The organism is Streptomyces sp. NPDC052023 (genome assembly GCF_044548465.1).
GTDB lineage: Bacteria > Actinomycetota > Actinomycetes > Streptomycetales > Streptomycetaceae > Streptomyces.
Genome location: NZ_JBIUBW010000007.1, coordinates 104,452 through 131,096 on the forward strand (window position 1 = coordinate 104,452; position 26,645 = coordinate 131,096).

A 26,645-nucleotide genomic window follows, 5' to 3' on the forward strand; every position below is an offset into this window, starting at 1 on the left:
AAGGCGCTCTCGGTGGCGTCCGGCTCGGGCGTCACCCTGCCCCGTGGCAGGAATGACGCCCGAGCGGGAGTCAGCCGACCGGGAAGGCGTCGGGAGTCCTGATGCGCTCACGGACCCACACGCCGGCGGGCTTCAGAGGTGCGGTGCCGGCCCACGAGCCAGGGTTGTTGCAGGTACCGGTCTTGAATACCGCTCCGGTGCGGTGGTCGTCGGAGAAGTTCCAGTTCGCCCAGCTGATCTTCTTGTTCGCCATCAGGTCGAGGTAACGCTGCGACATGGCAAAGTCGTTGTTGCCCTCTCCGGCGTAGTTCTGGGTGCCGAACTCGGTGACGAAGACGGGGAGCGCGTCGGCGGCGCGGGAGAGGGTCGCCAGGTACGCGTCGCGGTGCGAGTCGGCGTAGAAGTGGAAGGTGTACATGATGTTGGACGCCCGGACCGGATTGCCGACCACTTCGGACTCGTTGGCGCCTTCGGAGACGCCGAACGAGGACCAGGCGCGGGTCCCGACCAGCACCGGGGCATCGGAGTCGATGGCGCGGATGGTCGGGATGATCTGTTCCGCGTAGCTCTTGATCCGGGACCAGCTCACGCCGCTCGGTTCGTTGGCGATCTCGTAGAGGATGTTGTTCTTGCCCTTGTTGCGGTTGGCGATGTCGGTGAAGAACTTCCGCGCCTTGCTGAGGTTGGCGTGGGGGTCACCGGGGGTGAGCATGTGCCAGTCGACGATCACGTACATCCCGCGGTCGGTCGCCTGCTGGATCAGGGAGTCGGCGAGGTCGGTGAAGTGCGTGGGATTCGTCTCGTAGCCTCCCTCCTGCACATAGGTCGAGACGCGCAGGACGTCGGCCTTCCAGTCCTGGGCCAGGGCGTCGAGCGAACCGCGGGTCAGACAGTGCGGGTACCACTGGGTGCCGTGGGTGCTCATGCCGCGGAGCTGGATGGGGTTCCCATGACTGTTGCAGAGCTTGGTGCCGCACACCGTGAGCTGTCCGTTGACGGAGACCGGCGTGTCCGCCGCGGGCCGGTTCGCCGTCGCGCGGGCAGGTGCGGTGGGGAGCACGGCCGTGGTCAGAAGCAGGGCGCCGCCGAGGGCGGCCGCCACCGCAGCCGGCGGTAACAGCTTGAGCTTCAGTTTCACGTGAACTCCGTTCACTGGCGTGACCGATAGGAAACTTTCCTAACTTGATGGAAGCAGGTGGCTTCCGGATGCGGCAAGGGTGCTGTCGCGGGCGGCCATCCACAGCGGTTCACGCCGGTGGACAAACAGGTCACATGGGAGCGCGTGTGCGATCTACTCGCGTGACAAGCCCCAGCCCCCGCACGAGGCTCGTACGGGGGCTGGGGCCGGGTCGTTCAGGGGGCCACCGGTTGATCCGGTGGTGCCTCCTCGGCCGGGGGTGTCTTCGGCGGCGGGAACACCAGGTCCTCGAACGCTTCCATGGCAAGGAGGAGCAGCAGTAGTAGGGCCGGGACAAGCAACGCGATCAAGACCACGGCACCTCCCAGGGGGAGAGTGGGCGGGCTTTCTCAGGGCGGCTACGTCGGGTCAAGTCTGCATCCGAATGGAGTAGCGCGCATGTCGATCACAGGTTCGGGCCCGGCCGCCCGCGCGGGCCCGCCGGCCGCCGCGACTCACGGTGAACAACGCGACGAGGGCGCCGTCGCCGGAGGCACACACCGGGTCGAACGCGGGCGCCCCGCCGAACTCCCGCAGCGGGCGGGCCGTTGCGTCAGGCCTGGTGCCAGCCGGAGAGCCGATGGTCCTCGCCGACCTCCGCCGTCAGCCGCATGCCGGGCAGGTCACTGGCCGGCACTCCGACCGCCGCCGCGATGTCGGCGGCCGGGTAACGCTCCGGCTCGGCGCGCTCCTCCGCCGGCACATCGGCGACGATTTCCGCCTGGTCGCCGAACAGCAGCAGGACACGGACAGCAACGCGTTCGGCACTCACGTTCGCGTCCTGACGCGAGTGCTTGCGGGCGTCACGCGCGACCATGACGGCCACGGCGCCGGCGGACAGCAAGAACAGCAGGGGGAAGACGAGGCCCACCCAGCGACCGCCGCTCACCGCTGCGGCCCCTCGCTCGGGCACGGGGCAGCGAGATCACCGCCGACACACCGGCCGGGGGCGAGGAGGCCCGGAACGGTCGCCCTCACTTTTCCGGTGCAGGCCTCGACGGCTTCCAGGAGGCGGACGCTGGCTGCTTCGGGACAGGGGTGGTGGTTCATCCGTGAACGCCTCCGGACCGATGACGGGCTTGACCGCAGTGAGGCAAGCGCTGCGCAGGGAGTCGTCCCCTGACGGACAGGGTTCCCCCTCTTCACCACAGACAACGCGAGACAGACGAGTTGGGGCACGTTGCCGGCCAAGGTACTCAGCGCCCCGGGAGGCATTGAGAAACGGCGGTGCACAGTGTGATGAGTGAGACGTGTTGGACTTCGCATTCGGCGTGCCGCAAGGTAGTAAGCATCCCCTGATCAGGGCGTTCGCCCCTCCGGCTCACCTTGGAGACGCTCCTCATGTCGACCTATGTCGCGGACTCCAGCCGCTACGACGGTGCCATGCTGTACCGGCGCACCGGTCGCTCCGGACTCGACCTGCCGGTCCTGTCGCTCGGCTACTGGCACAACTTCGGTGACGACAAGCCCTTCGAGGCCCAGCGTCAGATCGCGCTGCGCGCCTTCGACCTCGGGATCACCCACCACGACCTCGCCAACAACTACGGCCCGCCCTATGGTGCGGCCGAGCTGAACTTCGGCAAGCTCCTGCGGCAGGACCTGCGGCCCTACCGCGACGAGCTGATCGTCTCCACCAAGGCCGGCTGGGACATGTGGCCCGGCCCCTACGGCCAGGGCGGCGGATCACGCAAGTACGTCCTCGCCTCGCTCGACCAGTCGCTGACGCGGATGGGGCTGGAGTACGTGGACATCTTCTACTCGCACCGGCTGGACGCCTCGACGCCGCTGGAGGAGACGATGACCGCACTCGACACCGCGGTACGGCAGGGCAAGGCCCTCTACGTCGGCATCTCCTCCTACGACGCCGAGCGCACCCGGCAGGCCGCCGCCATCCTGCGCGAACTGGGCACCCCGCTGCTGATCCACCAGCCCTCCTACAACATGCTCAACCGGTGGATCGAGACCGACGGCCTGCTCGATGCCGCCGCCGAGGAAGGGTTCGGCGTCATCGGGTTCACCGCCCTCGCGCAGGGCCTGCTGACCGGCCGCTATCTCGACGGCATCCCCGACGACTCCCGGGCCGGCCAGGACAAGTCCTTCGACACCGGCTGGCTCACCGACGACACGCTCGGGCGGCTCCGCGCCCTGAACGACCTCGCCGCCCGCCGCGGCCAGAGTCTGGCCCAGATGGCGCTGGCCTGGGCATTGCGTGACGAGCGGGTCACCTCTCTCGTCATGGGCGCCTCCCGCGTCGAGCAACTGGAGCAGAACGTCGCCGCCCTGGACAACCTCTCCTTCACCGACGACGAACTCCGGGAGATCGACGAACACGCCCTCATCGCGGGCAGTGTGGACCTCTGGCAGCAGGCCCGCACCGGCACCCTGAGCTGAGCGCCCCGCGCCCCGGAAGGGGCCGGCCGGCGGCGCCGGAGCGCGCCCGGCTGCCCCTGCGCGGTCTCGGGCCGGCTCGGCCCCCGCGCCTCACGATCAGGCCAGCGAAGCGGCTACGTGTGAATGGACGATGTCCCACGCCGCCGGCGAGAGGTCGCCGAGAGCAGTCACCCGCAGCGCTTGCAGTGTCTCCTCGGTGTCGCCGGTGCACGTGGTGCTGCCGTCGAGCACGTCGTAGCCGTCCCGGACGGCGACGCACAGGCGACTGCCGCCGTCCTCGGCGTGCACCGCCGAGGCGATCACCAGGGGCGGTTCCGCGCCCGCCGCACCGGCCAGTTTGAAGAAAGCGCTGGTGACGGGCTCACGCCAGCGCAGGCTGAGCAGGACGGGACGCTTGGCGACCACCTCGGCCAGGTCCGTCTCCCGGACACCGTCCGGTTCCAGCACCGTCGCCCGCGCGTCCAGCACGAGCGCCGCGGGCAGCAGGCAGCGCAGCGTGCTGCCGACGATGTTGCCGCCGACCGTCGCGCTGCGCCGGACGGCCCCGGTACCCACGCGGGCGGCGGCCAGCCGCAGCGCGTCCGGCACCCGGTCGTCGATCCGCTGCAGCACCACGGCCCCGCCCACCGAGGTGGGCTCCAGCACATTGGCCTCGGGCACGTCACGCAGCGACATCGCCAGCGCGGGGAAGCCGTCCCGCTGCCAGGTGGCCCACACGAGTGTCGCCCCGCCGATCAGCACGGCTCCCTCGGCCAGACACTCCCTCGCCTCGGACACGGACGCCGGCAAACGCAACAACACCAGTGACCACCCGCCTTCCACGCAGACCGGATCGGAGCGGTGCGTGGCGTGAAGTAGCCACCTGCCCCGCGGTAAGACAATCCCTTCGACGGGGGGCGCGTCCAGGGCTCACACAAGCACGCCGTCCGCTCCCTTTCGCGCCGCCGGCAACGCCGGCAACAGCGGACCGTGGTGCAATGCCGCTCCGGGGCCGACCATCGCTGCCATCGACCCCGGGTGCAGCCCGCGCGTCCCGGGCCCGCGTCAGGCGGCCGGGCCGGTCAGCCGGGCGTTCTCCGCAGCCGGGCGGCTCCGGCGGACCGGCCCCGCCACGGACAGGGCGCCGGGCCCGAAGAAGACCAGGAGCAAAAAGCCCCAGCAGAACAGCGCGGGGGACAGGCCGCCGTTCTGCAGAGGGAAGAGACCGTCCTTCTGATGCTCGGTGAAGTAGGCGAACGCCATGATTCCCGAGCTGATGAACGCCGCACTGCGCGTTGCCACCCCGAGCAGGACAAGAACGCCGCACACCAACTCGATCACTCCGGCGTACCAGAACGGCCAGTCACCCGCAGGGCTCGCCTCCCGGCCGAGGACACCGAAGAGGGTGGCGACACCCTCGCTGGTGAACAGGATGCCCAGGACGATGCGGAACGCGCCGAGGACAAGAGGCTGGTACCCGGCCAGCCGGTCGTTCAGTGGTGCGGTGCTCATCGGTCGTACTCCTCGAATCAATACGCGCGCCGCCGAGCGGCGCGGGCGAGGCGGGACCAGCCTCTCCCGTACTGATTACGTTCGGGCCAACCACTTGGCTCATCCGGACACCGGCTCAGCCGGGATGGATCCCCGGGCCGTCGTGGTGACCGACCAGTGGGGTGGGGCTCAGGTCGGCAGGTCGCTCACCGGCCTCCAGCAGGGTGTCCGCGGCACCCACGATCAGGGGGTCGGGCTTGCCGACGGCAGCGTGGTCCTTCGCCGGGTAGTCGCAGCGGTCGAGCAGGCTGCGCATGGCTTCCAGGCGGCCGCGTCGCTTGTCGTTGTTCTTCACCACCGTCCACGGGGCGTGGGGGGTGTCCGTGGCACGGAACATCTCCACCTTGGCCGTCGTGTAGTCGTCCCAGCGGTCGAGCGAGGCGAGGTCCGTCGGCGAGAGTTTCCAGCGGCGTACGGGGTCCACCTGCCGGATCGCGAACCGGGTGCGTTGCTCGGCCTGGGAGACGGAGAACCAGAACTTCACCAGCATGATGCCGTCGTCCGTCAAGAGCTTCTCGAACAGCGGTGCCTGGTCGAGGAACTGGTGGTACTCGTCATCCGAGCAAAAGCCCATCACCCGCTCGACGCCGGCCCGGTTGTACCAGGACCGGTCGAAGAAGACGATCTCCCCGCGGGCGGGCAGATGCGCCACGTAGCGCTGGAAGTACCATTGGCCGGCCTCCCTTTCGGTCGGCTTCTCCAACGCAATCACACGGGCGCCGCGAGGATTCAGCCGCTCGGTGAATCGCTGAATGGTGCCGCCCTTGCCGGCCGCGTCCCGGCCTTCGCAGACCACGACGATCCGCTGCCCGGTGTCCTTCACCCAGCGCTGCATCTTGAGCAGTTCTATCTGCAGGATGCGTTTCTGCCGCTCGTAATCGGCTCTGCGAACCTTGTGATCGTAAGGATGGTTGTCCCGCCAGGTATCCACGGGGCTGCCGTCCTCGTTCAGCAGAATTGGCCGCTCGGGGCGCTGCTCATCCACTCGGAGGCCGTCGAGGAGTTCCTGCTCGGGCGTATCTGAGCCGGTGCCGTTCGTCGACGGCGCTTCGTTCCGCTCGGAGTCCATGAAATCCCTCACCCCTGCACAATGACCCGATTCATCGGAAACTCCTGCCCGCTCACTGCGCGATCACGCAGGCGCCGGCGCTGCGCGTCAACGGGTGCGCGGGGCGGAACCGGCGCACATGCGCCCCCGCGCTGCCGCCGGTCCGCAGCAGCGGGACGCGGATCCTGTCAGAGCCCTGGATGCTCTGCGACCAGGCTATGTGGAGTGCCATCCCGGTGCACGCACGAGCAGTCCGCCGGCGAGGTGGGTGGGCGTGGGCCGAACCTGGTTGCAGTGAGTAATCGACGGCTACACCCTGATACAAGAGATGTCGCCGCCCACACCGCGCTCATGCAGCCACCTCGGGCCCGACCCCCATACCTCCGGTACTTCCCGACGGCGGCGACCGGCGCCGGCGCCTCAAAGGACCTGCTGAACGACACCCCGGGTGGAGAACGTGACCGGGTCGCCGCCCGTGAAGTCGCCCGGTGGGATGCCGGGAGGGTGGCCCTCGCGCGGGACGGGAGCCTCGACTCGGGGGCCGAGGGCGAGGCGGGAAACGATGCGGTAGCGGTCACCCCGGTAGAGCGAGTGCACGTACTCGACCGGCCGGTCACGGGTGTCCGTGGTGAGCCGCTCGAAGAGCAGCGCCGGTGACAGTTCGGGTACGTCGAGAAGGTCGGCCTCGGCCCGGCTGACCACGGTCGGCTCGATCGACTGCACCGCTTCGCTGACCTGGACGCCGTGCTGGTCGCGCAAGTGCTCGTAGAGGTCGCCCTGCTCCAGTTCGTCACTGGTCAGGGCGGGCACCAGGTCCGCCCGCACGTGCAGATGCTCGTTGGCCATGGGCGCGCCGTCGACCAGCCGGAGCCGCGCCACGTACCGGATCTCCGCCGCCGGCGAGGTCCGCAGTTTGCGGCCGGCCCGGGCGCCCGCGGGCAGCGTGCGGAACTCCAGCAGTCTGCTGGTCCACACCCCTCCCGCCCGGGGAAGGCCGAAGGCGTTCCGGTCGGAGATCAGCTCCTGAGTGATCTTCTCCGCGGCCACGAACATGCCCCGCCCGTGCTCGCGGACCAGTAGTCCGGCGACGACGAGTTCGTCGACCGCGGCGCGCAACGTGGGCCGGGACACGCCGAGTTCGGCGCACAGCACGCGCTCGGAGGGAATGGCGTCGCCGGGGCGCCGCGCCTCGATCAGTTCGAGGATCGCGTCCCGGACCCGTTCGCGCTTGAGCGTCGCACCGGAGGCGGTGGCGTCGACCTCCATAGGGATCCTCGTTCGTCGCCGGGACGCTCACTGGTCATCGTAGCGGTCTGCTGGTCAAGTCGATCCAGACCGTCCGGCTCCTGTGATCCATACGGGGACAGGCCGCCCTGTGGCTGAAATTCCCATGCGGCGGGGAGACTTGACGCCTTCAATGGTCCATGCCACCTTCATCCCCGCACCGGCTGGGAAAGCCATTGCGGCTTACTGGTCCTCACCGGAGGCGATCCGCGCGCGGAGGCGGAAGAGGCGTCCCGGACCATCATCGACACCCTCAACGCCGGCTCCTGGGACCCCGCCACGCCGATCGTCGCCACGAGTGCCTCACGGGCGCCCCGTCCCCCGCACGCCGGACGAACACCGGCGCCCGTACCCGCCCCTCCCCCGCCAGACCCGCCGCCCGGACAAGGAGACGCCGTGTCGACCGCCCGCGCGCGGACCGCACCCCGCTCCACCACGCATCGCCCGGCCGGGCGGCGTAGCTCCGGGGCCCCCGGCCCGGCAGCGCCCCTCACGGGCCGACCCCCACCCACCGGCGCGACCGCGGCTCCCCCTGGACCTACCTGCTGATCGCGCGCCGGCTCATCCTCGGAGACGCCCAGTTCGTGGGGCTGCGCAACTACCGCACGCTGCTCGCCGACCCGGTTCTGGGAGGCCGTACGCCGCACCTTCGTGTTCATGGCGGTCGGCGTCGTCGCGATCATGGTCATCTCGACGCTGGTCGCGCTCGTGATCGAACGTCTGCAGGATCGGCCGGACCGCGGTCCTCGGCTCGCTGGTGCTGGTCCGGGCGGTGCCGGTGGTGGCCGCCACCACCGTCTTCCAGTGGCTGTTCCACTCCGAGTTCGGCATCGTCGACGAGGCGCTGACCGGCCTCGGCCTGCACTCCTTCGAGGGCTATCCCTGGTTCGCCCACGGCGGCGCCGCGTTCACCATCGTCGTCGTGCTCGTCGTCTGGCAGTCCGTACCCTTCGCGGCCATCACGCTGTACTCGGCTCTCACCACGGTGCCGGTGGAGCTGTACGAGTCGGCCCGCATGTACGGCGCCGGCACGGCCCGCGTCTTCGGCCCCGTGACCTTTCCTCTCCTCCGGCCGATCTTGATGCTCGTCCTGTCCCTGGAGGTCATCTGGACCTTCAAGGCCTTCGTCCAGCTCTGGGTGATGACCCGCGGCGGGCCCGGTGACGCCACCACCGTCCTGCCCTGGCGCAACAGCATCCTGGTCACCCTCAGCGCGGTCCTGCTCGCCCTGTCGTCGCCCTCGGCGCCGCCTACGCGGTGGCGCGGCTGCGATGGCGCGGCCGCCGGCAGTTCATGCTGGCGGTGTTCATCGCACAGATGGCTCCTTGGGAGTCGCTGATCATCCCCGTGTACCTCATCTCCCGCGACACCGGCATGCCCGACCGGCTGCCGACGCTCACCCTCGTCTACTTCATGATCACGCTGCCGTTCACCGTCGTGGTGCTGCGCGGGTTCATCGCCGGCATCCCCCCGGAGCTGGAGGAGGCCGCGCAGGTCGACGGCTGCACCCGGGTCGGCGCGTTTCGCAGGGTGGCGTTCCCGCTGCTGGCGCCCGGCCTGATGGCCACCTCGCTGTTCGGATTCATCACCGCCTGGAACGAGTTCACCTACGCCAACTTCCAGATCATCAAGCAGCAGGACAGCCGCACCCTGCCCGTCTGGCTCTCCTCCTTCCGGTCGACCTTCGGCACCGACTGGGGCGCCACGATGGCCGCCGCCACGCTCTTCGCCCTGCCCGCGCTGATCGTCTGCCTCGCGCTCCAGCGCCACGTCACCTCCGGCCTCGCCTCCGGAGGAGTGAAGGGGTGACACGTCCGCGCGCCGCACCGCGTCCTTTCCGACGCCCGCGCGACCGAAGGAATTAACGTCTCCTCCGCGACTCGTTCGCCGAAACAGGTAATAGCGTGAAACCATCACCGCGCCGGGCCAGCTTTGCTACTCCAAGTAACCCGCAAGGAATTCCTTCAGCGCAATGGCGCGGTACGAGCGAAGCGGCAATAAAGCAGAGACATATTCAGCTTCCCACCCCCCTGAGCCCTCGGGGCCGGCGCGATCCGCGACGGTCGGCAGGCGGGCCGGCACCCGGAACTCCCCACTCCAGCAAGGGACTTCACGACCACCGCGACAGGGTGGACAAACAGACCAAGTGCAGCATTCGAGGAATGCGACATAAATCCGGCGCCCGCTCAATTTTCCTGAACCGGGGATCGACGTAGCTCCTGGACATCACTTAAGGTACTCGCTGGCACCTGCACGAAAGACACCCCCCAAAAGGGGACCGGATGGCCGCTGCCACAGAGTCACCCCCGTTCCGCGTTTCCTTTCGGATCATCGAGCGTCAAAAAGCCGTCAGCACCCCCGGACCCTTTGCACTCGTATTCCTGTCGGTCCCGGCAGCGAGCTGGATCAGCCGCCCGCCGGTACCGTCAGCAGACAAGACGGAGCGAAAAACAGGATGCGGTTCCAGCTGTTAGGGCTGCTCAGCATCGCCGATGGCGAGCACGCCGCCGTGTTGCAGCCGTCCAAGCCGACGAGTCTGCTGGCGGCCCTGCTCATCCACTCCGGCGCGGCCGTGTCGACCGAGTACCTGGTGCGGGCCGTCTGGGACACCGAGCCCCCCGCCACCGCGCGGGCCGCCCTGCAGAGCTGCGTGCTGCGGCTGCGGCGGATCTTCGCGAAGTACGGGATCGCGAACGACGCGATCGAGGCCGTCCCGGGTGGATACCGGATGCGCATGGACCGCGAGACCCTCGATCTCGTCCGCTTTCGTGAACTGGTCCGCTCGGCGGACTCCGCCGGCGACGCCGAGACCGAGTCCCACGTACTCAGGGAGGCGCTCGCACTGTGGCACGGGCCGGTGCTGGCCAACGTGGCGTCGCACATGCTCCACCGCGACGAGGCGCCCCGGCTGACCGAGGAGCGCCTGCGGGCGCTGGAACGGCTCTGCGACATCGAGCTGGCACGCGGCCGATGTCGCGAGGTGCTCTCGGAAGTCTGGGACGCGGCCAGACGCCACCCGGAGAGGGAGCGGTTCTCCGAGCAGTTGATCGAGGCGCTCTGCCGAACCGGCCGCCAGACGGAGGCCCTTGCGGAGATCCGAGCCGTCAAGGAACGCCTCAAGGAGGAGTTCGGGATCGACCCGGGCGCCCCCCTGCAGCGCCTGGAGCTGATGATTCTTCGCGGTGAGGATCTCGGCGCCCCGCAGGCCCGCAGCATCGCCGCGATCGAGGCAGGGACCGCCTCCCTGCCGGCGCTCCCGTCGGGCACATCCGGCACGTCGCACACCACGTCGCCGCACCCCACGTCGCCGCACCCCACGTCGCCGGACGACGACCTGCTCCCGGTACCGCCCGCCGCGCCGGTACCACCCTCCGCTCCCCCTGCGCAGGCCCCTGTTACTCCCCCGGTCCCGGCGGTCCCGTCCACGATCGCCCCGGTGGCCCCCGTTCCCTGTTTCACCGGCCGTACCGCTCAACTCGCTTCTCTTCACAGCGCGTTGACCACCGGCGGTCCGGCAACCCGGCCGGTGGTGATCTCCGGAGCCCCGGGGATCGGCAAGACGGCTCTCGCCCTCCAGGCCGCCCACCTGGCTCAGGAGGCCTTTCCCGGCGGCTGTTTCACGGTCCGGATGACCCGTGCGGACGGCAGTCCGCTCGACGCCGCCGAGGCCCGGGCCCAGCTTCCGCCCCTGAACGAATGTGGACGTCGTCTGCTCGTCCTCGACGACGCGGTGAGCGCGGAGCAGATACGCCCCCTGCTCCCCTCCCCCGCCGAGGGCGTCGCCGTGGTGACCAGCCGGCGCGGCCTGGCCGGTCTGATCGCCACCCATGGCGGGGTCGTGCACCGCCTCGACACACTCGACCCGGAGGAGTCGCACCACCTGCTGATCAGCACGCTGGGCGCCGAACGGGTCGCAGCGGAACCCGAAGCCGCCCGTGAACTGGCCCGGATCTGCGGTCACTTCCCACTGAGCCTGCGGATCGCCGCTGCCCGGCTGCTCACGCGTCCCGGCCTCGGCATCGGCGACTGCGCCGGCTGGCTGGCCGCGGATCTGCCTGCCCGGCTCTCGCTGGCGGACGAGCCGCTCATGTCGGTGCCCGGCGTGTTCGGGGCGGCGCTGCGCCGGCTCAGTCCGGAGTTGCGGGAGGCGTTTGTGCTGCTGGCCACGGAGCGCGGGCACTCCCGCAGGACGCCCCCGGACGTGTCCGACGAGGTCCTCGAACGGCTGGCGGACGCCGGATTCGTCGAGGAAGGCCCGCCCAGGCCGTACCGCATCCACGAACTGCTCAAAATCTACGCGCGTCGGCACGAGACGGCCCCACCACGGCTGCGCATCGGTACCACGGCGACCCCCGGCTGACACAGCGACCACCCGCCGGCCGAGCTCTCACCCGGCCCCCTTCCGGGCGACCGCCCGGCCACCCCTCCCACCCGGCCCCCATCCAGAGGTGACATCAGCATGCCTTCCGCACGGTACGAAGCCGTCGCAGCGTCCCGCCCCCGCATCCGGCGCGACGTCCTGTTCACCGAGACCCCCGACGGTGTCCTCTTCCACAACGCCGACGGCGGCTTCCGCCTGACGGCCAAGTCGGCATACCGCTTTGCCACGCTGCTCGTGCCCCACCTCAACGGCGAACACACCGTCGCCGAGATCTGCACGGGGTTCGGCGACCGGCAGCGCGCGATGGTCGGTGAACTCGTCGGCACCCTGTACGAACGGGGCTTCGCCCGGTCCGTCCCGCCCAGACCCTCGCCGGAGGCCTTCGACGGGCCCGAACCGTCCGACGACGTGGCGCGTCGCTACGCCGCCCAGATCGCGTACGCCGACCACTACGCCGACGACGCCGCGCGGCGCTTCCAGCGCTTCCGCGACACTCGGGTGGCCGTCGTCGGCAGCGACCTGGTGGCGCGCTGGTGCGTCCTGAGCCTGCTCCGCAACGGCAGCGCCGCCATCGGCGTGCTGCCCGGGCTCGACCTGGACGGGATCACCGACGAGGCGACGGCCGCCGGCTCCGACGGCTGCCCCGTCGACATCCACGAACTCGACGCCTCCGCCCCGCTCACCTGGGCCGCCGTCGAGGGGTACGACGTCGTCGTCGTGACGGGCGGACCCGAGGCGCCGCGCGTCGTGTTCCCGCTGCTGCGCGCCGGAGTGCCCGCGGGCCGCACTCTCCTGCCGGCCTGGTCGTTCGGCCGGCACGCGGTGGTCGGTCCGTCGATGTCGGCGCAGACGACGGGATGCTGGGCGTGCGCCCTGCTGCGCCTGGGGGCGGGCGAGGGCGCGGCGCGTGCCGCCGACGTGTGGACTTCCCTCGCACTGGACCTGCCGGCCACCACGCAGGGCCCCGGCGCCCACCCCGGGCGGCCCCTTGCCGCGATGCTCGGCAACATGCTCGGCTACGAGGTGTTCAAGACGGCCACGGGGGCGCTGCCCGCCGAGACGGCGGGACAGCTGGTCATCCAGGACATGGAGTCGCTCGACGTCACCTCGGAGCCGCTGCTGCCCCACCCGCGGTGTCCCTGGTGCGCGGAGGACACGGAGGCGGAGTCCCCCGAGATCGATCTCGCGAGCCTGGACACCGGGGGCGGCGCACTCGCCCTGCCGGCCGTCGACACCGCCCGGGAGGCGGACGCCCTGGTGGAGGAGCTCAACCGCCGCTCGGTGCTGCTGCGGCCGCACGCCGGTGTGTTCTCGCGCTACGACGACGAGGACATCACACAGACACCGCTCAAGCTCAGCGTCGTGGAACTCCCCCTCGGCCACGGGCGTACCCGCCGTCTGGGCGCCGCCGACGTCCATCACGTGGCGGGGGCCCGGCTGCGCGCCCTGCACCGCGCCGCCGAGACCTACGCCGAACACGTCGTGCCCCACCGGCGCACCGGCGCGCCGATGCCGGCCGTCCGCCTGGCCCCGGCCGAGTTCGGGACGTGGACCGGCATCGGCGGCACGCAGGCCGACGTACACGGCTGGGCCGGGGCCACTTCCCTGCTCACCAAGGAGCGGTTCCTGGTGCCGGGTGAGGCGGTCCGTCCGTTCGGGGCCGGCAACCGCGACCGGCTCTTCGAGGCCACGGCGGCCGGGATGAGCGCGGGGGCGAGCGCGACCGACGCCGCCGCGCGGGGCATGCTGTCGGCCCTCGCGTACGACGCGCTGCAGCGGGCGTTGCGCGGTTCCGGCGTACCCGGTGTCACCGTGCCCGCCGACGCCGATGCCGAGCTCACCTTCCTGCTGCGCTCCGCCGCCAATCTGGGCGTCGAGGCGGAGCTGCTGGACCTCGGGGAGCGGGAGCGTTCCGGAGTGGCCGTGGTGCTGGCCCGGTCCGGGGCCCGCTGGGCGGTGGCGGCCGAACTGTCGTACCCGGCCGCGGCCTCGGCGGCGCTGCGTGACCTGCTGGGCGAGGTCCAGCTGGAGCAGCAGGGCCTCGCGGACGGGACCTCGTACGGGGATCCGCTGCTCGTCGACTTCGACCCGCGGGCGCTGCAGGTCACGGAAACCGTGAGCGCCGAGGAGACCGAGGCGCCGTCGTGGACGGACGTGCTGCGCCGGCTCGGCGAACAGCGCCGTGACGCCCTCGTGGTGTCCACGGGCTCCGCGGATCTGGAGCGTGCCGGGGTCCACGTGGTGCGCGTGCTGCTGACGTCGGAGGCCCGGCGTGTCGGTTAGCACCACGGACAGGCCGGCCGGCGCGCCGGCGGCCCCGGGGCCGAGTCCGGTGCGGCTGATGGCCGGCCTGCTGCGGACGGCCCTGGACGGGCAGGGCCACGGTGGCGTGGCCGTGACGGTGCGCGCGCTGGGCTTCGGCGACGCGTTCACCGAGGCCCCCGGCCCGTGCGAGCAGGGCTCGGTCCCCGTGCACCTGTACGCGCGGCAGGCTGTCGTCGGCCCCCTCACGGCCGACGGCGGGTCGCCGTGCCCGCAGTGCCTGACCAGGCGCTGGCAGGCGGTCCGTTCGGTGGCGCTGCGCGACGCACTCGAACTGGGCGGCGTCACGCACGAGTCGGGACCCTGGCCGTACGCCGTACCGTTCGCCGCCGAGGCACTCGCCTCACTGGTGGCACAGGCACAGACGTCACCGGCGGGCGAGCCCTTCCCGGACGTGCTCGTGCTGGACCTGGAAACGTTGTCGGTCCGCCGCTACCCCCTTGTCCCCGACCCCCGATGCCCGGCCTGCTCCCGGCCCCTGGCCGACACGCCCGAGGGCGCCGTCGTCACGCTCGCCTCCGCGCCGAAGCACGCGCCGGGGACCTTCCGGCTGCGGAGCATCGAGGCGTACGACATCGACGTCGCCGCCTTCGCGAACCCGGTGTGCGGTGCTCTTGGGCCGTCCGTCGTCCACGACGTCTCCTCCACGTCGACGTCCGCGACCATCGGCTGCTTCTCGATGCGCTCCGGGGAGTACCTGCGCGAGACGTTCTGGGGCGGACACGCGGGCTCGTTCGGCGCCTCGGCGCGCATCGGGGTCCTCGAAGGACTGGAGCGGTACGCGGGTATGCGGGCGCGCGGCAAGCGGACCACGGTGACCGGGACGCTCGACGAGTTCGGCGCCGACGCGGTCGACCCGAGGCGCGTGGGGCTCTACTCGGAGACCTTCCACCGGGAGAACCCGCATGTCGTGCCGTTCGCCCCGGACCGCGAGATCCCCTGGGTGTGGGGCTTCTCCCTGCGCGACCGGGAGCCCCGGCTGGTGCCCGAGATCCTGACGTACTATCACGCGCCGGGCCTGGAGAACCGGTTCGTGCAGGAGAGTTCGAACGGCTGTGCGTCGGGCGGCTGTGTGGAGGAGGCCGTCTACTTCGGTCTGATGGAAGTCGTCGAACGGGACGCCTTCCTGCTCGCCTGGTACGGACAGCAGCCGCTGCCGGAGATCGACCCCGCCACCAGTGCCCGCCCCGCCACCCGGCACATGGTGGACCGGCTGGCGATGTACGGCTACCGGGCCCGGTTCTTCGACACCCGCATCACGTTCCCGATCCCCGTCGTCACCGGCGTCGCGGAGCGGCTGGACGGCGGCCTGGGGCGGATGTGCTTCGGGGCGGGCGCCGGGCTGGATCCGGAGTCCGCGCTGGACGCGGCGCTGTGCGAGATCGCCACCGACGCGGTCAACCTGCGGGGCAGGTCCGAGCGCGACGAGGCCAGGCTGCGCGCCATGGCGGAGGACTTCTCGCGGGTGACCGCGCTGCACGACCACCCGCTGGTCTACGGCATTCCCGAGATGGGCGTCCACGCCGACTTCCTGCTGCGGGCCCCGGTCACCCGGGCTCCGCTCGCGGTCGCCGACCTCCGCTGGCCGGACGCCTCCGGCGCGGCTGCCTCGCCCGACCTGCGGGACGACCTGGAGCGCTGTGTCGCCGCCGTCTGCGCCGCCGGGTTCGACGTGGTGGTCGTCGACCAGACCCTGCCCGAGCAGCGGCTGCTGGGGCTGCACACCTTCAGCGTGCTCGTCCCCGGCCTGCTGCCGATCGACTTCGGCTGGTCGCGCCAGCGTGCCCTGGGCATGCCCCGGCTGCGCACCGCACTGCGCGAGGCGGGGCTGCGCGAGCGGGACCTGGAGGCGGCCGACCTCAACCCGGCCCCGCACCCCTTCCCGTGACCGCACCCGTCCGCACCACTGCCAGCCCCCACGCCACACAAGAGGAGACTTCCGTGGGCTACGCCCATGAATACGCGACGGCCATCATGCACCGGGGCCGCATCCCGATGGAGCCGGCCGACTTCGTGCCCGACTGGGCGGACCGCCCACGCAAGGCGAAGTACTACCCGGGTGCCGAGTCGTTCCCGCTGCCCGACACGCCGTATCCCGCGCACGCCACGGTCACGGCCGGCTGTCTGCCCGACGGCCACCCGGGCACGGCGGAGCCGTTCACGCTGCCCCTGCTCTCCGGCATGCTCCTGGACTCCTACGGCCTGGTGGGCAGGCGCCTCGGCGTCCAGGCCAACACCGACCTCGCGGCCCTGCCGCACTACCCGCAGGCCAACTGGTCCCGGGGCACCGCCTCCGGCGGCGGCCTGTACCCCGTGAGCGTCTACTGGGTCTCGGGCCCGTCCGGACCGCTCACCCCCGGCGTGCACTACTACGCACCGCCGCAGCACTCCATGCAGCGGCTGCTGGCGGGCGACGTGAGCGGAGAGGTGCGCGCGGCCCTCGGAGCGCACGGTGAGGCGACGGACCAGTACCTGGTGCTGGGCGTCAAGTACTGGCAGAACGCGTTCAAGTACAACAGCTTCTCGTTCCACGCCGTGAGCATGGACGTGGGGGCGCTGCTGCAGACCTGGCGGATCTGGGCGCGCGCCCGTGGGCTGCGGCTGGCGCCCGCCCTGTGGTTCGACGAGGCACGGCTGGCCGGCCTGCTGGGTCTGGGCGCGGACGAGGAAGGGCTGTTCGCCGTCGTACCGCTGCTCTGGGACACACCACCGGCCGCCTCGGACACCCCGGGGGGAGGCGGCGGCGCGGCCGTCCGCCGACGGGATGTCGAGCGCTCCCGGACCGTGCTCGACTTCGACACGCTGCACCGCATCCACCGCGCGACGGCGGAGCACGCGACCGCCCGTCCGGCGCCGGGCGCCCTCGGCACCTGCGCGCCGGCCACCCCGGCCGGCGTCGCGGAACCGGTCGCGCTGCCGCCCGCCGTGTTCCCCGAGGTCGATGTGCGCACGGCACTGCGCACCCGGCGCAGCAGCTTCGGCCGCTTCGACGCGACCGTCCCGCTGACCGCGGTGCAGCTGGCCACCGCTCTCGCCGCCTGCGCCGAGACCCGGCTCGGCAGCGACGCCGAACCCGACGGCACTCCACGGCAGGCACGGCTGTACGCCTTCGTCAACCATGTCGAGGGCGTCGAGCCCGGCGCGTACGCCTACGAACCCGAGACGCACACGCTGCGGCTGGTGGCGCCGGGCGCTCCGGGCTCGTTCCTCCAGCAGAACTACTTCCTGTCCAACTACAACCTCGAGCAGACCGGCGCGGTCCTCGTCCCCACCCTGCGCACGACGGCGGTGCTCGACGCCACCGGCGACCGGGGATACCGGCTGGTGAACGCGACCGTCGGGGCGATCGCGCAGACCTTCTACACCGCCTCGGCCGCGCTCGGGCTCGGCGCCGGCGTCGCCCTGGGCTTCGACAACATCTCCTACATCGAGCACCTGGGGCTCGAGGACACCGGGGAAGCGCCGCTGCTGATCATGCTGCTCGGCAACGAGCGACCCCACCCCGCCGACTTCCGCTCCGACATCGCCTGACCGGGAGCCGCCATGACACAGAGAACCAGTTGGCAGCCCGGCCGGCGCTTCCTCCTGCGGGTGGCCGGCCTGCCCGTCGAGACCGTCCGCGACCTGCGCTGCCCGGACAGCGTCCGCTGGGCCGACGACGTGCTGTGCGCCGAGGAGGAACTGCTGGAGCGGGGCCGGGAACTGAGCGACGTACTCCATGCGCTCGTACCGGCCGCCGAACGGGCCTTCCCGGATGACGAGGGCGGGCGACGACGGCACCTGCTCGCGTTGCGCCGGGACATCTTCAACAACCGGCTGCCCAAGGGGAGCGCGTCCGCACTCGGCCTGATCGAGGCGCTCGATGCGGCCGTGGCCGCGCGGACCCGGCAGTGGCTCGACGGCCGGCGCGCGCTGGACGACCTGCGCCACCGGGGAACCGCGCTGCTGGGCGGGGAACTCGCCCGCACGCGCACCGTGCTGCAGACCCTGCTGGACGAGGACCGGCTGCGCGACGGGCTCCTGCTGGCGTCGCCGACACTCGAGGCGCGCCTGGAGCCGTACATGCGCCTCGGCCCGGGGGTGCGTCCCGACAAGCGGCTGCGGAAGGTCGAGCGCTCGGTGCTGTCGTACTTGTACCGGACGGCGTGCAAGACCAGCCCGTTCAGCACGTTCACGGGCGTCGCCCTCGGCACGTTCGACGACGGCGACGACCCCTCCGTGCGCCTGCGCGCCGAGTGGCGGGGCCGGGTGCGGCTGAACGTCGTCGTGCTCGCCCGATTCGCCGAGCAGATCCTCGCCTCCCCCGCGCTCCGCGCCGACCTCCCGGTCCGGCTCGCCTCGGGCTGGGGCAGCGACGACCACCGCGTGCGCTACGTGCGCCGCTGGGTGACCACGGGCGACGACGACGCGGCGGTCACCTTCGACGCGGTCAAGGACCGGCTGTTCTTCCTGCGGCGCAGTGGGACGCTGGACCGGCTCATCGCGCTGCTGAGCGACCAGGACCTGCGCTACGGGGAGTTGGTGAGCTGGCTGTGCGCCGAGTACGGCGCGGACGCCCGGCTCGGTGAGACGTACGTGTCGGCGCTTCTGCAACTCGGCATGATCCGGGTCCCGTGCCTGGACACCGACGTGCACACGCCCGACCCGCTGCGCGCCTTCCAGGACGCCCTGCGGGCTCTGGAGCGGCCGTGGGCCGGCGAACTCGCCGGAGAGCTCGGCACCGCGGCCTCGCTGATCGACGCGTACCCGAACGCGAACACGGCGGGACGCGCGCACCTGCTGCGCCGGCTGCGGGTCTGTCTGGGCGACGCCCAGCGGCTGCTGGGCGCCCATGAGGTGTCCCTGCCGCAGACCCTGCTCTACGAGGACGCCGACGCGGGCGACGACGTCTCGTGCGGGCTGGGCGCGTGGACCGGCGCGGAGGGCGGGGCGCTGCGCTCCGTCGAGCGGATCCTGCCCGCGTTCGACCTCACGCTGCCGCAGCGGTTGACGTTCAAGGGCTTCTTCCTCGCCCGCTACGGCAAGGGCGGCCGGTGCGACGACCTGCTCGGTCTCGTCCACGACTTCCACGAGGACTTCTTCGACCAGTACCTCTCCTTCACGGCCAAGCGCGCCCCCTTCGACGCGAAGGGCGACTACGTGCCGGAGGAGAACTGGCTGGGTCTCGCGGAGATCAAGGCCCTGGACCGGGGCCGGCAGGCGTTCATCGGCCGGATGCGCGCGTTGTGGGCGGAGCACACCGGCGAGGCCGATGTCGTCCTCGAGGAGGGGCACCTCGACGAGGTCGCGGCCGAACTGGACGGACTCGACGCCCCGTTCACGCCGCAGAGCCACCACCTGCAGGTGACGTCCGAGGGCGGGGAGCCGCTGCTGGTGCTCAACCGCTCCTACGGCGGCCTGTCGTTCCCGTTCAGCCGCTTCACACACGTCTGGGACGGCGGCCCGGGCCCCGGTGTCTCGGACGCGCTGCGCGAGCAGGGCGTGCGTCTCACCCCGCCGGGAGCGGTCCTCGCGGAGCTCACCGGCGGCCCCGTGACCAGCAACCTCAACCTCCACGGACGCCTCACCGACTACCAGATCGTGTGTCCCGGTGAGGCGAGCAGTGTCCCCGAGGACCGCCGCATCCACCTGGACGATCTGCATCTGGAGCACGACGAGGCCCAGGACCGTCTGGTGCTGCGCTCCACGCGGCTCGGCTGCGAGGTCATCCCCGTGTACCTGGGCTACCTGGTGCCGCTCGCTCTGCCGGAGACCCCGCGCACTTTGCTGCTGCTGTCGCCGACGTCGATGGCGCCGCTGGACGTCTGGGCCGGGGTCCCGCACGGCCCGTCGCACCAGGGCGTCACCCGCCGCCCGCGCGTGCGGCACGGCAACCTCGTCCTCGCCCGGCGCGGCTGGTCCACCACCGCCGCGTCCCTCCCGGCCCGCCCCGCCGGTACCCCGGAGGACGAGGTCTTCCTGGCCTGGCGGCGCTGGCGCCGCGAACACGGCCTGCCCGCCCGGGTGTTCGCCACCGTCTCCAGCGGCCCCCGGGGCGGCGCGGGCGCCAAGCCGCAGTACGTCGACTTCGACAGCTTCCTGTCGCTGACCGCGTTCGAGGCGCTGGTCAAGTCGCCGGACGACCGGGTCGAGCTGCGCGAGATGCTGCCCGCCGAGAACGGTCTGCACGTCGTCTCCGAGCGCGGCAGCCATGTGGCCGAGCTCTCCGTCGAGACCTTCACCGCCACCCGACGCACCGAGGAGAACGCCCCGTGTCCGAGCTGAACCCCTCCCCCGGCGCGTGGCAGGCCATGCACATCTTCTACGCCGCCAACCCCCAGCCGCTGCTCGTGAAGTGCGTCGGTCCGCTGATCGCGGGGCTCAAGGACGACGGCCTGCTGGCCGGCCACTTCTTCATCAACTACTGGCTGGAGGGACCGCATGTGCGGCTCCGCCTGAAGCCGGCGAGCGAGGAGGCGACGCCCGAGGTGCGGCGCCGGGCCGAGGAGGCCGTCGACGCCTTCCTGCGCAGCCGGCCGGCGCTCTACGAGGTCGACTCCGGCTTCCTCAACGATTTCTACAACACGCTCTTCGAGATCGAGTTCCCCGAGGGCGACCGCGGCGACTTCATGGCGGAGGACGGCCGGATGCGGCTGCGTCCGAACAACTCCCGCTCCTACGAGCCGTACGAACCCGAGTACGGCAAGTACGGCGGTCCGGCGGGCGTCGCCCTGGCGGAGTGGCACTTCGCGCACTCCAGCGACCTCGTGATCGACGCCCTGGGAACCATGAACCTGCACCTGCGGACCGTGCTGCTGGGCACGTCGGCGCAGCTGATGATGGTCATGGCGGGCTGTTTCCTGCCCGACGACGACGAACTCGCCGGCTATCTGGAGAGCTACTACGAGTTCTGGCACCGTGCCTTCCCCGGCACCGGCTTCATCGGCTCGTCGGAGTACGACCGCAACTACGCCGAGATGGCGCCGCGCCTGGGCCGCCGCTTCGAGGAGATACGCCGGGCCGTCGCCGCGGACCGGCTGGACCGGTTGCCGGCCTTCCTGCGCGGCTGGGCGGCGCACTGTCTGGAGCTGCGGGAGAAGGCGGTCGCCCTGGCCGAGGCGGGCGAACTGGTCTTCCGCTCCTGGGACGGCACCCGTGACGAGCGGGTCACCGACCCGGCGGTCGCCCTCCCCCTGTTGCTGTCGCCGTACATGCACATGACCAACAACCGGTTGCATGTGACGATCCGCGACGAGGCGTACCTCTCGCACATCCTCGGGCGGGTCCTGCGCTCGGGCACCGCAAGCGCGACGGAGGCCGCCTCATGAGCCCGGAGCGGGCCGAGGTGTTCACCCACCGTCCCCGGCTGCGCCCGGACATCCTGCTCAGCCCGCCGCTGCTGCGCGGCCCGGCCACCGTGCACCTGATCAGGGACCCGGCGGACGGTTCCTCCTTCGAGGTCGGGCCGAAGGAGTACTTCCTCATCTCACGGCTGGACGGGGAGAGGAGCCTGGAGGAGATCGGCGGCGAGTACGCCTCCGCCTTCGGCCGGCGGCTGGGTGAGGCCAACTGGCGGCAGTTGCTGGGGCTGCTCGGCGCCAAACGCCTGCTCGCCGGCGCGCCACCGCGCGAGGTGCCGGCCGCGCCGCGCACACCGCCCCTCAGCGGCAACCTCTACCGGGGCAGCCTGCGTCTGGTCGCCGACGCGGACGCGACCACCGGGCGCCTGCACCGGTCGCTGCGCCCGCTGCTGCGCCCGCCGCTCCTGGTGCCCCTGCTGGTGCTCTGTCTGGCCATGGAGACCGTCCTGGCCGCAGCGCTCGGCACACTCGTGCGGGACACCTGGTGGCTCTTCCACCAACCGGTGGCGCTGCTCGGTGTGTTCACCCTGCTGTGGCTGAGCACCGGCGGCCACGAGCTGGCGCACGGGATCGCGGCCCGGCACCACGGCGGCACGGTGAGCGAGATCGGCCTGCGCTGGCGGCTGCCCGCCGCGATCATGTACTGCCGGGTGGACGACTACCGTTTCCTCGGCAGGCGCCGGCACCAGCTCGCGGTCGGCGCGGCCGGCGCTTTCGCGAACCTGCTGTTCCTGCTGCCCTTCGCCGTCTGGTGGGCGGCGCTGGCGCCGGGCGACCCCAACCGCCGGGTGCTGTCGGGACTGCTTCTGCTGGGCAGCGTTCAGGCACTGGTCAACCTTCTGCCACTGCCCCCGCTGGACGGATACACCATGCTCTCCCACGTGCTCGGTGTGTCCAACTACGCGCCCGAGAGCGGGCGCTACCTGCGACTACGGCTGCGCGACCGCAAGGCCGCGGCCGGCTACCCGCGCCGGGCGCGGGCTCTGTACATGGCATACGGGATCGGCTCGTCCGCTCTGGTCTGTCTGATCGCGGCCGCGGTGCTCACGGCCGTGTTTGTTCTGCTCGCCCCCTGACGGGCCTGTTTCGAGGAGCTGTTCATGACGGAGACGGAAACCGTGCCGGCGGACCCCGGCAACCGCGCGGCGGACGCCGCCATCGAGGTCGAGGGGGTGAGCAAGCGCTACGGCGGCCGCCAGGCACTGGACGGCGTGTCGCTGCGCGTCGCCCGGGGCGAGTTCTTCGGCCTGCTCGGACCCAACGGCGCGGGGAAGACCACCCTGGTGGAGATCATGGAGGGCCTGCGCGAGGCCGACTCCGGCACCGTCAGCGTGCTGGGCGGTTCCCCCTGGCCGCGCGATGTCGCGCTGCTTCCCCGGATCGGTGTCCAGACCCAGTCCTCGGCCTTCTTCGTCCGCCTGAAGGCACATGAGCACCTGGAGACCGTCGCCGCCCTGTACGGCGCGGACCGCGCGGCGGTCGAACGGACGCTGGAGGCCGTGGCACTGACGGAGCAGCGGGACACCCGCGTGGAGGACCTGTCCGGCGGCCAGCGCCAGCGGCTGGCCATCGCCTCCGCCCTCGTCCACGACCCCGAGCTGATCTTCCTGGACGAGCCCACCGCCGCGCTCGACCCGCAGGCCCGCCGCGACCTGTGGAACGTCCTGCGCGGGCTGAAGGAGGCGGGCCGGACCATCGTGTACACCACGCACCACCTGGACGAGGCGGAAGCCCTCTGCGACCGGGTGGCGATCCTGGTCGACGGCCGCCTCGCCGCGCTGGACTCCCCGCGCGGGCTGGTCGGCGCCGCGGGCGCGGCGACCTCGGTGCTGCTGCCGCCGGACCGGATGACCGTGGCGCAGGCGGAGGCGATCGAGGGCGTCGACCGCGCCGTGCTGAGCGGCGGCAGCCTCGTACTCGAGACGCGGGCGTCCGGAAGGGTGATGTCGGCACTCGACGCGCTCGGTGGCCTGGACGGCGTGCAGACGCGCTCGGCCACCCTCGAGGACGTCTACCTCCGGCTCACCTCCGCCGCCGGCGAAGGGAACGCCCCGCACACGCCGCACACCCAGAACACCCAGAACACCCAGAACAGCGAAGACACGGAGCACCAGGCATGAGCGCATACGGGGCACTGACGGCGGCCGGGTACCGGGCCCAGGTCCGGGACACCGCGGCACTCTTCTTCACCTTCGCCTTCCCGCTGGTCTTCCTGGTGGTCTTCGGACTGATCTTCAGCGGCCAGGAGGTGGAGGAGACCGGCCGGCCGTACATCTCGTACATCGCACCCGGCGTGATGTCGTGGGGCGTGGGCAACGCGGCGGTGTTCGGCATCGCGTTCACGCTGATGCAGTGGCGCCGCGACGACCTGCTGCGCCTGATCCGGATGACGCCCACGAGCCTGCCCACCGTGCTGGCCTCCCGCTACGTGCTGGCGCTCGCGATCGGCGTGGTGCAGGCCGTGGTGTTCGTCGCGGTGGCGCTGCTGCCGCTGTTCGGGCTGGAGCTGGACTCACGGTGGCCACTGGCACTGCCCGTGCTGCTGTTCGGCATCACCGCGTTCCTGTCGATCGGCGTGATCATCGGCTCCTACGCCGACACGCCCGAGGCGGTCGCCGCCATCGCGAACTTCCTGATGGTGCCGATGGCGTTCCTGTCCGGTTCGTTCCTGCCGCTGGACATGATGCCGTCCTGGCTGCAGACGCTCTCCCGGGTGCTGCCGCTGCGCTACTTCAACGACGCCGTCTCCGCGTCCCTGACCGGCAACGGCAGCCTCGGTGACGTGGCCGTCGGATGCGGCGCGCTCGCCGGCTTCACCGTCGTCTTCGCGGCCGTCGGCCTGAAGACCTTCCGCTGGAGCAACCGCACATGACGACCACCGCGGTACGGGAGGGCGTACCGCTTCAGGAGGCGGTACGCCGGCTGCGGTCGGCGCTGGCCGAACGGTGCGCCCCGGGTCCGGCCCCCCAGGTGGTGCCCCTGGGGGCCCGCGACGTGCGGGACGACCCGCACGCCGCGGTGCGGCCCGCGGCCCTGGTGCACCTCACCTCCCGCGAGGTGCTGGTCGGGCCCTGGGGCGGTGACGCGGACGCCCGGGCCTGCGGGACCTGTCTCGCGATGCGCTGGCAGCGGCTTCGGTCACGCACCGAGCGGGACGCCCTGGAGACGGGCACCCCGTGGAGCTTCGCCCCCCACTGGCCCGAACAGCCGGCGTTCGTCGCGGACGCCGTGCACGCCCTGTACGAGGCGGCCATCGGCTCCCCGGGACTCGTGCCGCCGGGGCGGACACCCGCCGACCGGGCGCTGACGCAGGTTTCCTGCCTGGATGTGGCGACCCTGACCGTGCGGACGTTCCCGCTGTACGCCGACCCGCTGTGCCCGCACTGCGGTCCCGGCGGCACGGACAGCCGCCAGGAGGGCGAACTCCCCCTGGCGAGCCGTCCGAAGCCTGCCGAGGACAGCTACCGGCTGCGGCCGGCGTCCTCCTACCCGCTCGCACCGGAGGGGCTCGCGAACCCGGTCACCGGCCTGCTGGGCGCCGGGACCTGGCTCAACGTCACCTCGCCGACCACGGCGCCGGTCGCGGGCAGCGTGTTCATGCGCGGCTACGCGGGTCTGACCGACGTGACCTGGAGCGGCCAGGCCAACGGCTTCGCCGCCAGCCGCGACCTGGCGTTCCTCGAGGGCCTGGAACGGTACGCCGGCACCCACAGGCGGCGCGGTGGCAAGCTGCTCAGCGCCTCGTACAACAGTCTGGGCGAGGACGCGCTCAACCCCGCCGACTGCGGCTTCTACGCTCCGGAGACCTACCGCGACGACCCGCTCGTCGACCCGTTCGACCCCGACCGGCCGATCCCCTGGGTGTGGGGCTACTCCCTGCGCGACCGGCGTCCCCTGCTGGTCCCGGCCCGCCTGGTGCACTACAGCGCGGGGGTCGCGGCGGACAACTTCGTCTTCGAGTGCTCCAACGGCTGCGCGATCGGCAGCTGTCTGGAGGAGGCGGTGCTCGGCGGGCTGCTCGAACTGATCGAGCGGGACGCCTTCCTGCTGGCCTGGTACGGCGGGACCCGGCTGACGGAGATCGACCTGGCCACGGTCGGCGACCCCACGGTCCGCGCCATGATCGACCGGGCCGCGCTCCAGGGGTACGACGTGCACGCCTTCGACAACCGGATCGACCTCGCCGTGCCGGTGGTGACCGGTCTCGCGGTGCGGCGGGACGGCGGACCGGGCCTGTACTCCTTCGGCGCCGGCGCCTCGCTGGACCCGGCGTCGGCGCTGGAGGGTGCCCTGTCGGAGGTGCTGACGTACATTCCGCATCTGCCGGGCCAGGTGCGCGAACGGCAGGGTGAACTGGAGGCGATGGCAGCCGACTTCACCAAGGTGCTGCACCTGAAGGACCACGCCCAGCTGTACGGCCTTCCCGGCATGGCGGCGCACGTGGCGCCGTACCACGAACCCAGGGCGGTGCGCCCGATGGCGGAGGTGTACGCGGCCTGGGAGACCACCGGGCGACCGCGTACCGGCGATATGGCGGACGACGTGGCCCTGTGCCGCGACGAGCTGGTGCGGGCCGGGCTCGATGTGATCGTCGTGGACCAGACCACCCCGGAGCAGCGGCGGATGGGGCTGCGCACGGTGTGCGTGCTGGCTCCCGGGCTGCTGCCGATCGACTTCGGCTGGTCGCGCCAGCGCGCGCTCGGGATGCCCCGGCTGCGGACGGCGGCCCGCCGCGGCGGGCTGCGCGACACGGACCTGGAGGGGTGGGAGATCCGCCGGGTTCCGCATCCGTTCCCCTGACCCGCCGGAAGGCGACGGCCGGGCCGCCGCCCGCCACTCCCGAGGGAGTGCGGGCGGCGACCCGGCCGTTTCGGCGTCCGGCCGGGCCGGACGCCGAGGTCTGCGGCCTGGGATCAGGCGCTGCAGGAGGTGGTGCTGGTGGTGGAGGAGCAGGTCGAGGTGGAGGAGCAGCTCGTGGAACCGGCGAGCACGACCTCGCTGGCGTCCGAGTAGTCCGAGATCTCGAAGGTCTCCGACTCCAGCTCCAGGATCTCGTCGGCGAGGGCGGCGAGGGTCGACTTGTCAGCCATGGTCACTCCTGAGGTGAGGACACCACCGGGCTCGTCCCGGGGCGTTCGGCTCCCTCATTGGATCGGTCTCCACTGACGCATC

The 26,645-nt window shown here is 71.6% G+C and carries 19 protein-coding genes and 2 pseudogenes; 13 read left to right on the top strand and 8 right to left on the bottom strand.

Features of this window, described 5'->3' with window-relative positions; genetic code table 11:
• Nucleotides 1-70: 70 nt before the first annotated feature.
• From ACIHCM_RS17105 to ACIHCM_RS17115, 3 genes are all read right to left on the bottom strand, one after another.
• Nucleotides 71-1,138, bottom strand: a complete 1,068-nt coding sequence (locus ACIHCM_RS17105) for a glycoside hydrolase family 5 protein (protein WP_399895868.1) — start codon at nucleotides 1,136-1,138, stop codon at nucleotides 71-73.
• A 215-nt stretch (nucleotides 1,139-1,353) separates the two neighbouring features.
• Nucleotides 1,354-1,488 carry a hypothetical protein gene (locus ACIHCM_RS17110; RefSeq protein ID WP_399895871.1) on the bottom strand — a complete coding sequence of 45 codons (135 nt, stop codon included), beginning with the start codon at nucleotides 1,486-1,488 and terminating at the stop codon, nucleotides 1,354-1,356.
• A gap of 242 nt (nucleotides 1,489-1,730) precedes the next feature.
• Nucleotides 1,731-2,066, bottom strand: a complete 336-nt coding sequence (locus ACIHCM_RS17115) for a hypothetical protein (RefSeq protein WP_399895874.1) — start codon at nucleotides 2,064-2,066, stop codon at nucleotides 1,731-1,733.
• A gap of 452 nt (nucleotides 2,067-2,518) precedes the next feature.
• Here ACIHCM_RS17115 and mgrA point away from each other — a divergent pair, with 452 nt between their 5' ends.
• Entirely contained in the window at nucleotides 2,519-3,568 is a 1,050-nt protein-coding gene (gene mgrA / locus ACIHCM_RS17120; RefSeq protein WP_399895877.1) for an L-glyceraldehyde 3-phosphate reductase, read from the top strand.
• A 96-nt stretch (nucleotides 3,569-3,664) separates the two neighbouring features.
• Here the strand turns inward: mgrA and ACIHCM_RS17125 are convergent, their stop codons facing one another.
• The 4 genes from ACIHCM_RS17125 to ACIHCM_RS17140 form a co-directional block, all read right to left on the bottom strand.
• Nucleotides 3,665-4,369, bottom strand: a complete 705-nt coding sequence (locus ACIHCM_RS17125; protein WP_399895880.1) for an FAD binding domain-containing protein — start codon at nucleotides 4,367-4,369, stop codon at nucleotides 3,665-3,667.
• 243 nt (nucleotides 4,370-4,612) lie between these two features.
• Nucleotides 4,613-5,059 carry a DoxX family protein gene (locus ACIHCM_RS17130; protein ID WP_399895883.1) on the bottom strand — a complete coding sequence of 149 codons (447 nt, stop codon included), beginning with the start codon at nucleotides 5,057-5,059 and terminating at the stop codon, nucleotides 4,613-4,615.
• 115 nt (nucleotides 5,060-5,174) lie between these two features.
• The gene (gene ppk2, locus ACIHCM_RS17135; protein WP_399895886.1) at nucleotides 5,175-6,167 is read right to left on the bottom strand and encodes a polyphosphate kinase 2; all 993 of its coding nucleotides are present in this window, start codon (nucleotides 6,165-6,167) and stop codon (nucleotides 5,175-5,177) included.
• Between the two features lie 399 nt (nucleotides 6,168-6,566).
• Nucleotides 6,567-7,412, bottom strand: a complete 846-nt coding sequence (locus tag ACIHCM_RS17140; RefSeq protein ID WP_399895889.1) for a GntR family transcriptional regulator — start codon at nucleotides 7,410-7,412, stop codon at nucleotides 6,567-6,569.
• 560 nt (nucleotides 7,413-7,972) lie between these two features.
• On the opposite strand from ACIHCM_RS17140, the pseudogene ACIHCM_RS17145 reads away from it, so the two are divergent.
• From ACIHCM_RS17145 to ACIHCM_RS17200, 12 genes and pseudogenes are all read left to right on the top strand, one after another.
• Nucleotides 7,973-8,613 (top strand): annotated as a pseudogene (locus tag ACIHCM_RS17145) (carbohydrate ABC transporter permease); the annotation flags it as partial.
• Nucleotides 8,614-9,239 (top strand): annotated as a pseudogene (locus ACIHCM_RS17150) (carbohydrate ABC transporter permease); the annotation flags it as partial.
• 646 nt (nucleotides 9,240-9,885) lie between these two features.
• Nucleotides 9,886-11,790, top strand: coding sequence for a BTAD domain-containing putative transcriptional regulator (locus ACIHCM_RS17155; RefSeq protein WP_399895892.1), 1,905 nt, complete (start codon nucleotides 9,886-9,888; stop codon nucleotides 11,788-11,790).
• 99 nt (nucleotides 11,791-11,889) lie between these two features.
• Nucleotides 11,890-14,094 carry a TOMM precursor leader peptide-binding protein gene (locus tag ACIHCM_RS17160; protein ID WP_399895896.1) on the top strand — a complete coding sequence of 735 codons (2,205 nt, stop codon included), beginning with the start codon at nucleotides 11,890-11,892 and terminating at the stop codon, nucleotides 14,092-14,094.
• A complete protein-coding gene (locus tag ACIHCM_RS17165) occupies nucleotides 14,084-16,021 on the top strand; it encodes a TOMM precursor leader peptide-binding protein (RefSeq protein WP_399895899.1) in 1,938 nt (645 codons plus the stop codon). The genes ACIHCM_RS17160 and ACIHCM_RS17165 overlap by 11 nt, the downstream gene beginning before the upstream one ends.
• 53 nt (nucleotides 16,022-16,074) lie before the next feature.
• Nucleotides 16,075-17,664, top strand: a complete 1,590-nt coding sequence (locus tag ACIHCM_RS17170; protein ID WP_399895902.1) for a nitroreductase family protein — start codon at nucleotides 16,075-16,077, stop codon at nucleotides 17,662-17,664.
• Between the two features lie 12 nt (nucleotides 17,665-17,676).
• Complete coding sequence (locus ACIHCM_RS17175; protein ID WP_399895905.1) at nucleotides 17,677-20,397, top strand: lantibiotic dehydratase; 2,721 nt, start codon at nucleotides 17,677-17,679, stop codon at nucleotides 20,395-20,397.
• 26 nt (nucleotides 20,398-20,423) lie between these two features.
• A complete protein-coding gene (locus ACIHCM_RS17180) occupies nucleotides 20,424-21,440 on the top strand; it encodes a lantibiotic dehydratase C-terminal domain-containing protein (RefSeq protein ID WP_399896414.1) in 1,017 nt (338 codons plus the stop codon).
• Nucleotides 21,437-22,549, top strand: a complete 1,113-nt coding sequence (locus tag ACIHCM_RS17185; protein ID WP_399895908.1) for a peptidase M50 — start codon at nucleotides 21,437-21,439, stop codon at nucleotides 22,547-22,549. The genes ACIHCM_RS17180 and ACIHCM_RS17185 overlap by 4 nt, the downstream gene beginning before the upstream one ends.
• Before the next feature lie 24 nt (nucleotides 22,550-22,573).
• Nucleotides 22,574-23,593, top strand: coding sequence for an ABC transporter ATP-binding protein (locus ACIHCM_RS17190; RefSeq protein ID WP_399895912.1), 1,020 nt, complete (start codon nucleotides 22,574-22,576; stop codon nucleotides 23,591-23,593).
• Complete coding sequence (locus ACIHCM_RS17195) at nucleotides 23,590-24,345, top strand: ABC transporter permease (protein WP_399895914.1); 756 nt, start codon at nucleotides 23,590-23,592, stop codon at nucleotides 24,343-24,345. Before ACIHCM_RS17190 ends, ACIHCM_RS17195 begins: the two co-directional genes overlap by 4 nt.
• On the top strand, nucleotides 24,342-26,273 hold the full coding sequence (locus ACIHCM_RS17200) for a TOMM precursor leader peptide-binding protein (RefSeq protein WP_399895917.1): 1,932 nt from the start codon (nucleotides 24,342-24,344) through the stop codon (nucleotides 26,271-26,273). Before ACIHCM_RS17195 ends, ACIHCM_RS17200 begins: the two co-directional genes overlap by 4 nt.
• Before the next feature lie 113 nt (nucleotides 26,274-26,386).
• Here the strand turns inward: ACIHCM_RS17200 and ACIHCM_RS17205 are convergent, their stop codons facing one another.
• Entirely contained in the window at nucleotides 26,387-26,563 is a 177-nt protein-coding gene (locus tag ACIHCM_RS17205; protein WP_053760578.1) for a thiazolylpeptide-type bacteriocin, read from the bottom strand.
• Between the last annotated feature and the right edge of the window lie 82 nt (nucleotides 26,564-26,645).

What these genes read in the sequence shown, in the direction of transcription:
- ACIHCM_RS17180 (WP_399896414.1), top strand. Translation starts at nt 20,424, where the DNA reads ATGCACATCTTCTACGCCGCCAACCCCCAGCCGCTGCTCGTGAAGTGC.
- ACIHCM_RS17130 (WP_399895883.1), bottom strand. Translation starts at nt 5,059, where the DNA reads ATGAGCACCGCACCACTGAACGACCGGCTGGCCGGGTACCAGCCTCTT.
- ppk2 (WP_399895886.1), bottom strand. Translation starts at nt 6,167, where the DNA reads ATGGACTCCGAGCGGAACGAAGCGCCGTCGACGAACGGCACCGGCTCA.
- ACIHCM_RS17185 (WP_399895908.1), top strand. Translation starts at nt 21,437, where the DNA reads ATGAGCCCGGAGCGGGCCGAGGTGTTCACCCACCGTCCCCGGCTGCGC.
- ACIHCM_RS17140 (WP_399895889.1), bottom strand. Translation starts at nt 7,412, where the DNA reads ATGGAGGTCGACGCCACCGCCTCCGGTGCGACGCTCAAGCGCGAACGG.
- ACIHCM_RS17190 (WP_399895912.1), top strand. Translation starts at nt 22,574, where the DNA reads ATGACGGAGACGGAAACCGTGCCGGCGGACCCCGGCAACCGCGCGGCG.
- ACIHCM_RS17160 (WP_399895896.1), top strand. Translation starts at nt 11,890, where the DNA reads ATGCCTTCCGCACGGTACGAAGCCGTCGCAGCGTCCCGCCCCCGCATC.
- ACIHCM_RS17175 (WP_399895905.1), top strand. Translation starts at nt 17,677, where the DNA reads ATGACACAGAGAACCAGTTGGCAGCCCGGCCGGCGCTTCCTCCTGCGG.
- ACIHCM_RS17200 (WP_399895917.1), top strand. Translation starts at nt 24,342, where the DNA reads ATGACGACCACCGCGGTACGGGAGGGCGTACCGCTTCAGGAGGCGGTA.
- ACIHCM_RS17205 (WP_053760578.1), bottom strand. Translation starts at nt 26,563, where the DNA reads ATGGCTGACAAGTCGACCCTCGCCGCCCTCGCCGACGAGATCCTGGAG.
- mgrA (WP_399895877.1), top strand. Translation starts at nt 2,519, where the DNA reads ATGTCGACCTATGTCGCGGACTCCAGCCGCTACGACGGTGCCATGCTG.
- ACIHCM_RS17155 (WP_399895892.1), top strand. Translation starts at nt 9,886, where the DNA reads ATGCGGTTCCAGCTGTTAGGGCTGCTCAGCATCGCCGATGGCGAGCAC.
- ACIHCM_RS17195 (WP_399895914.1), top strand. Translation starts at nt 23,590, where the DNA reads ATGAGCGCATACGGGGCACTGACGGCGGCCGGGTACCGGGCCCAGGTC.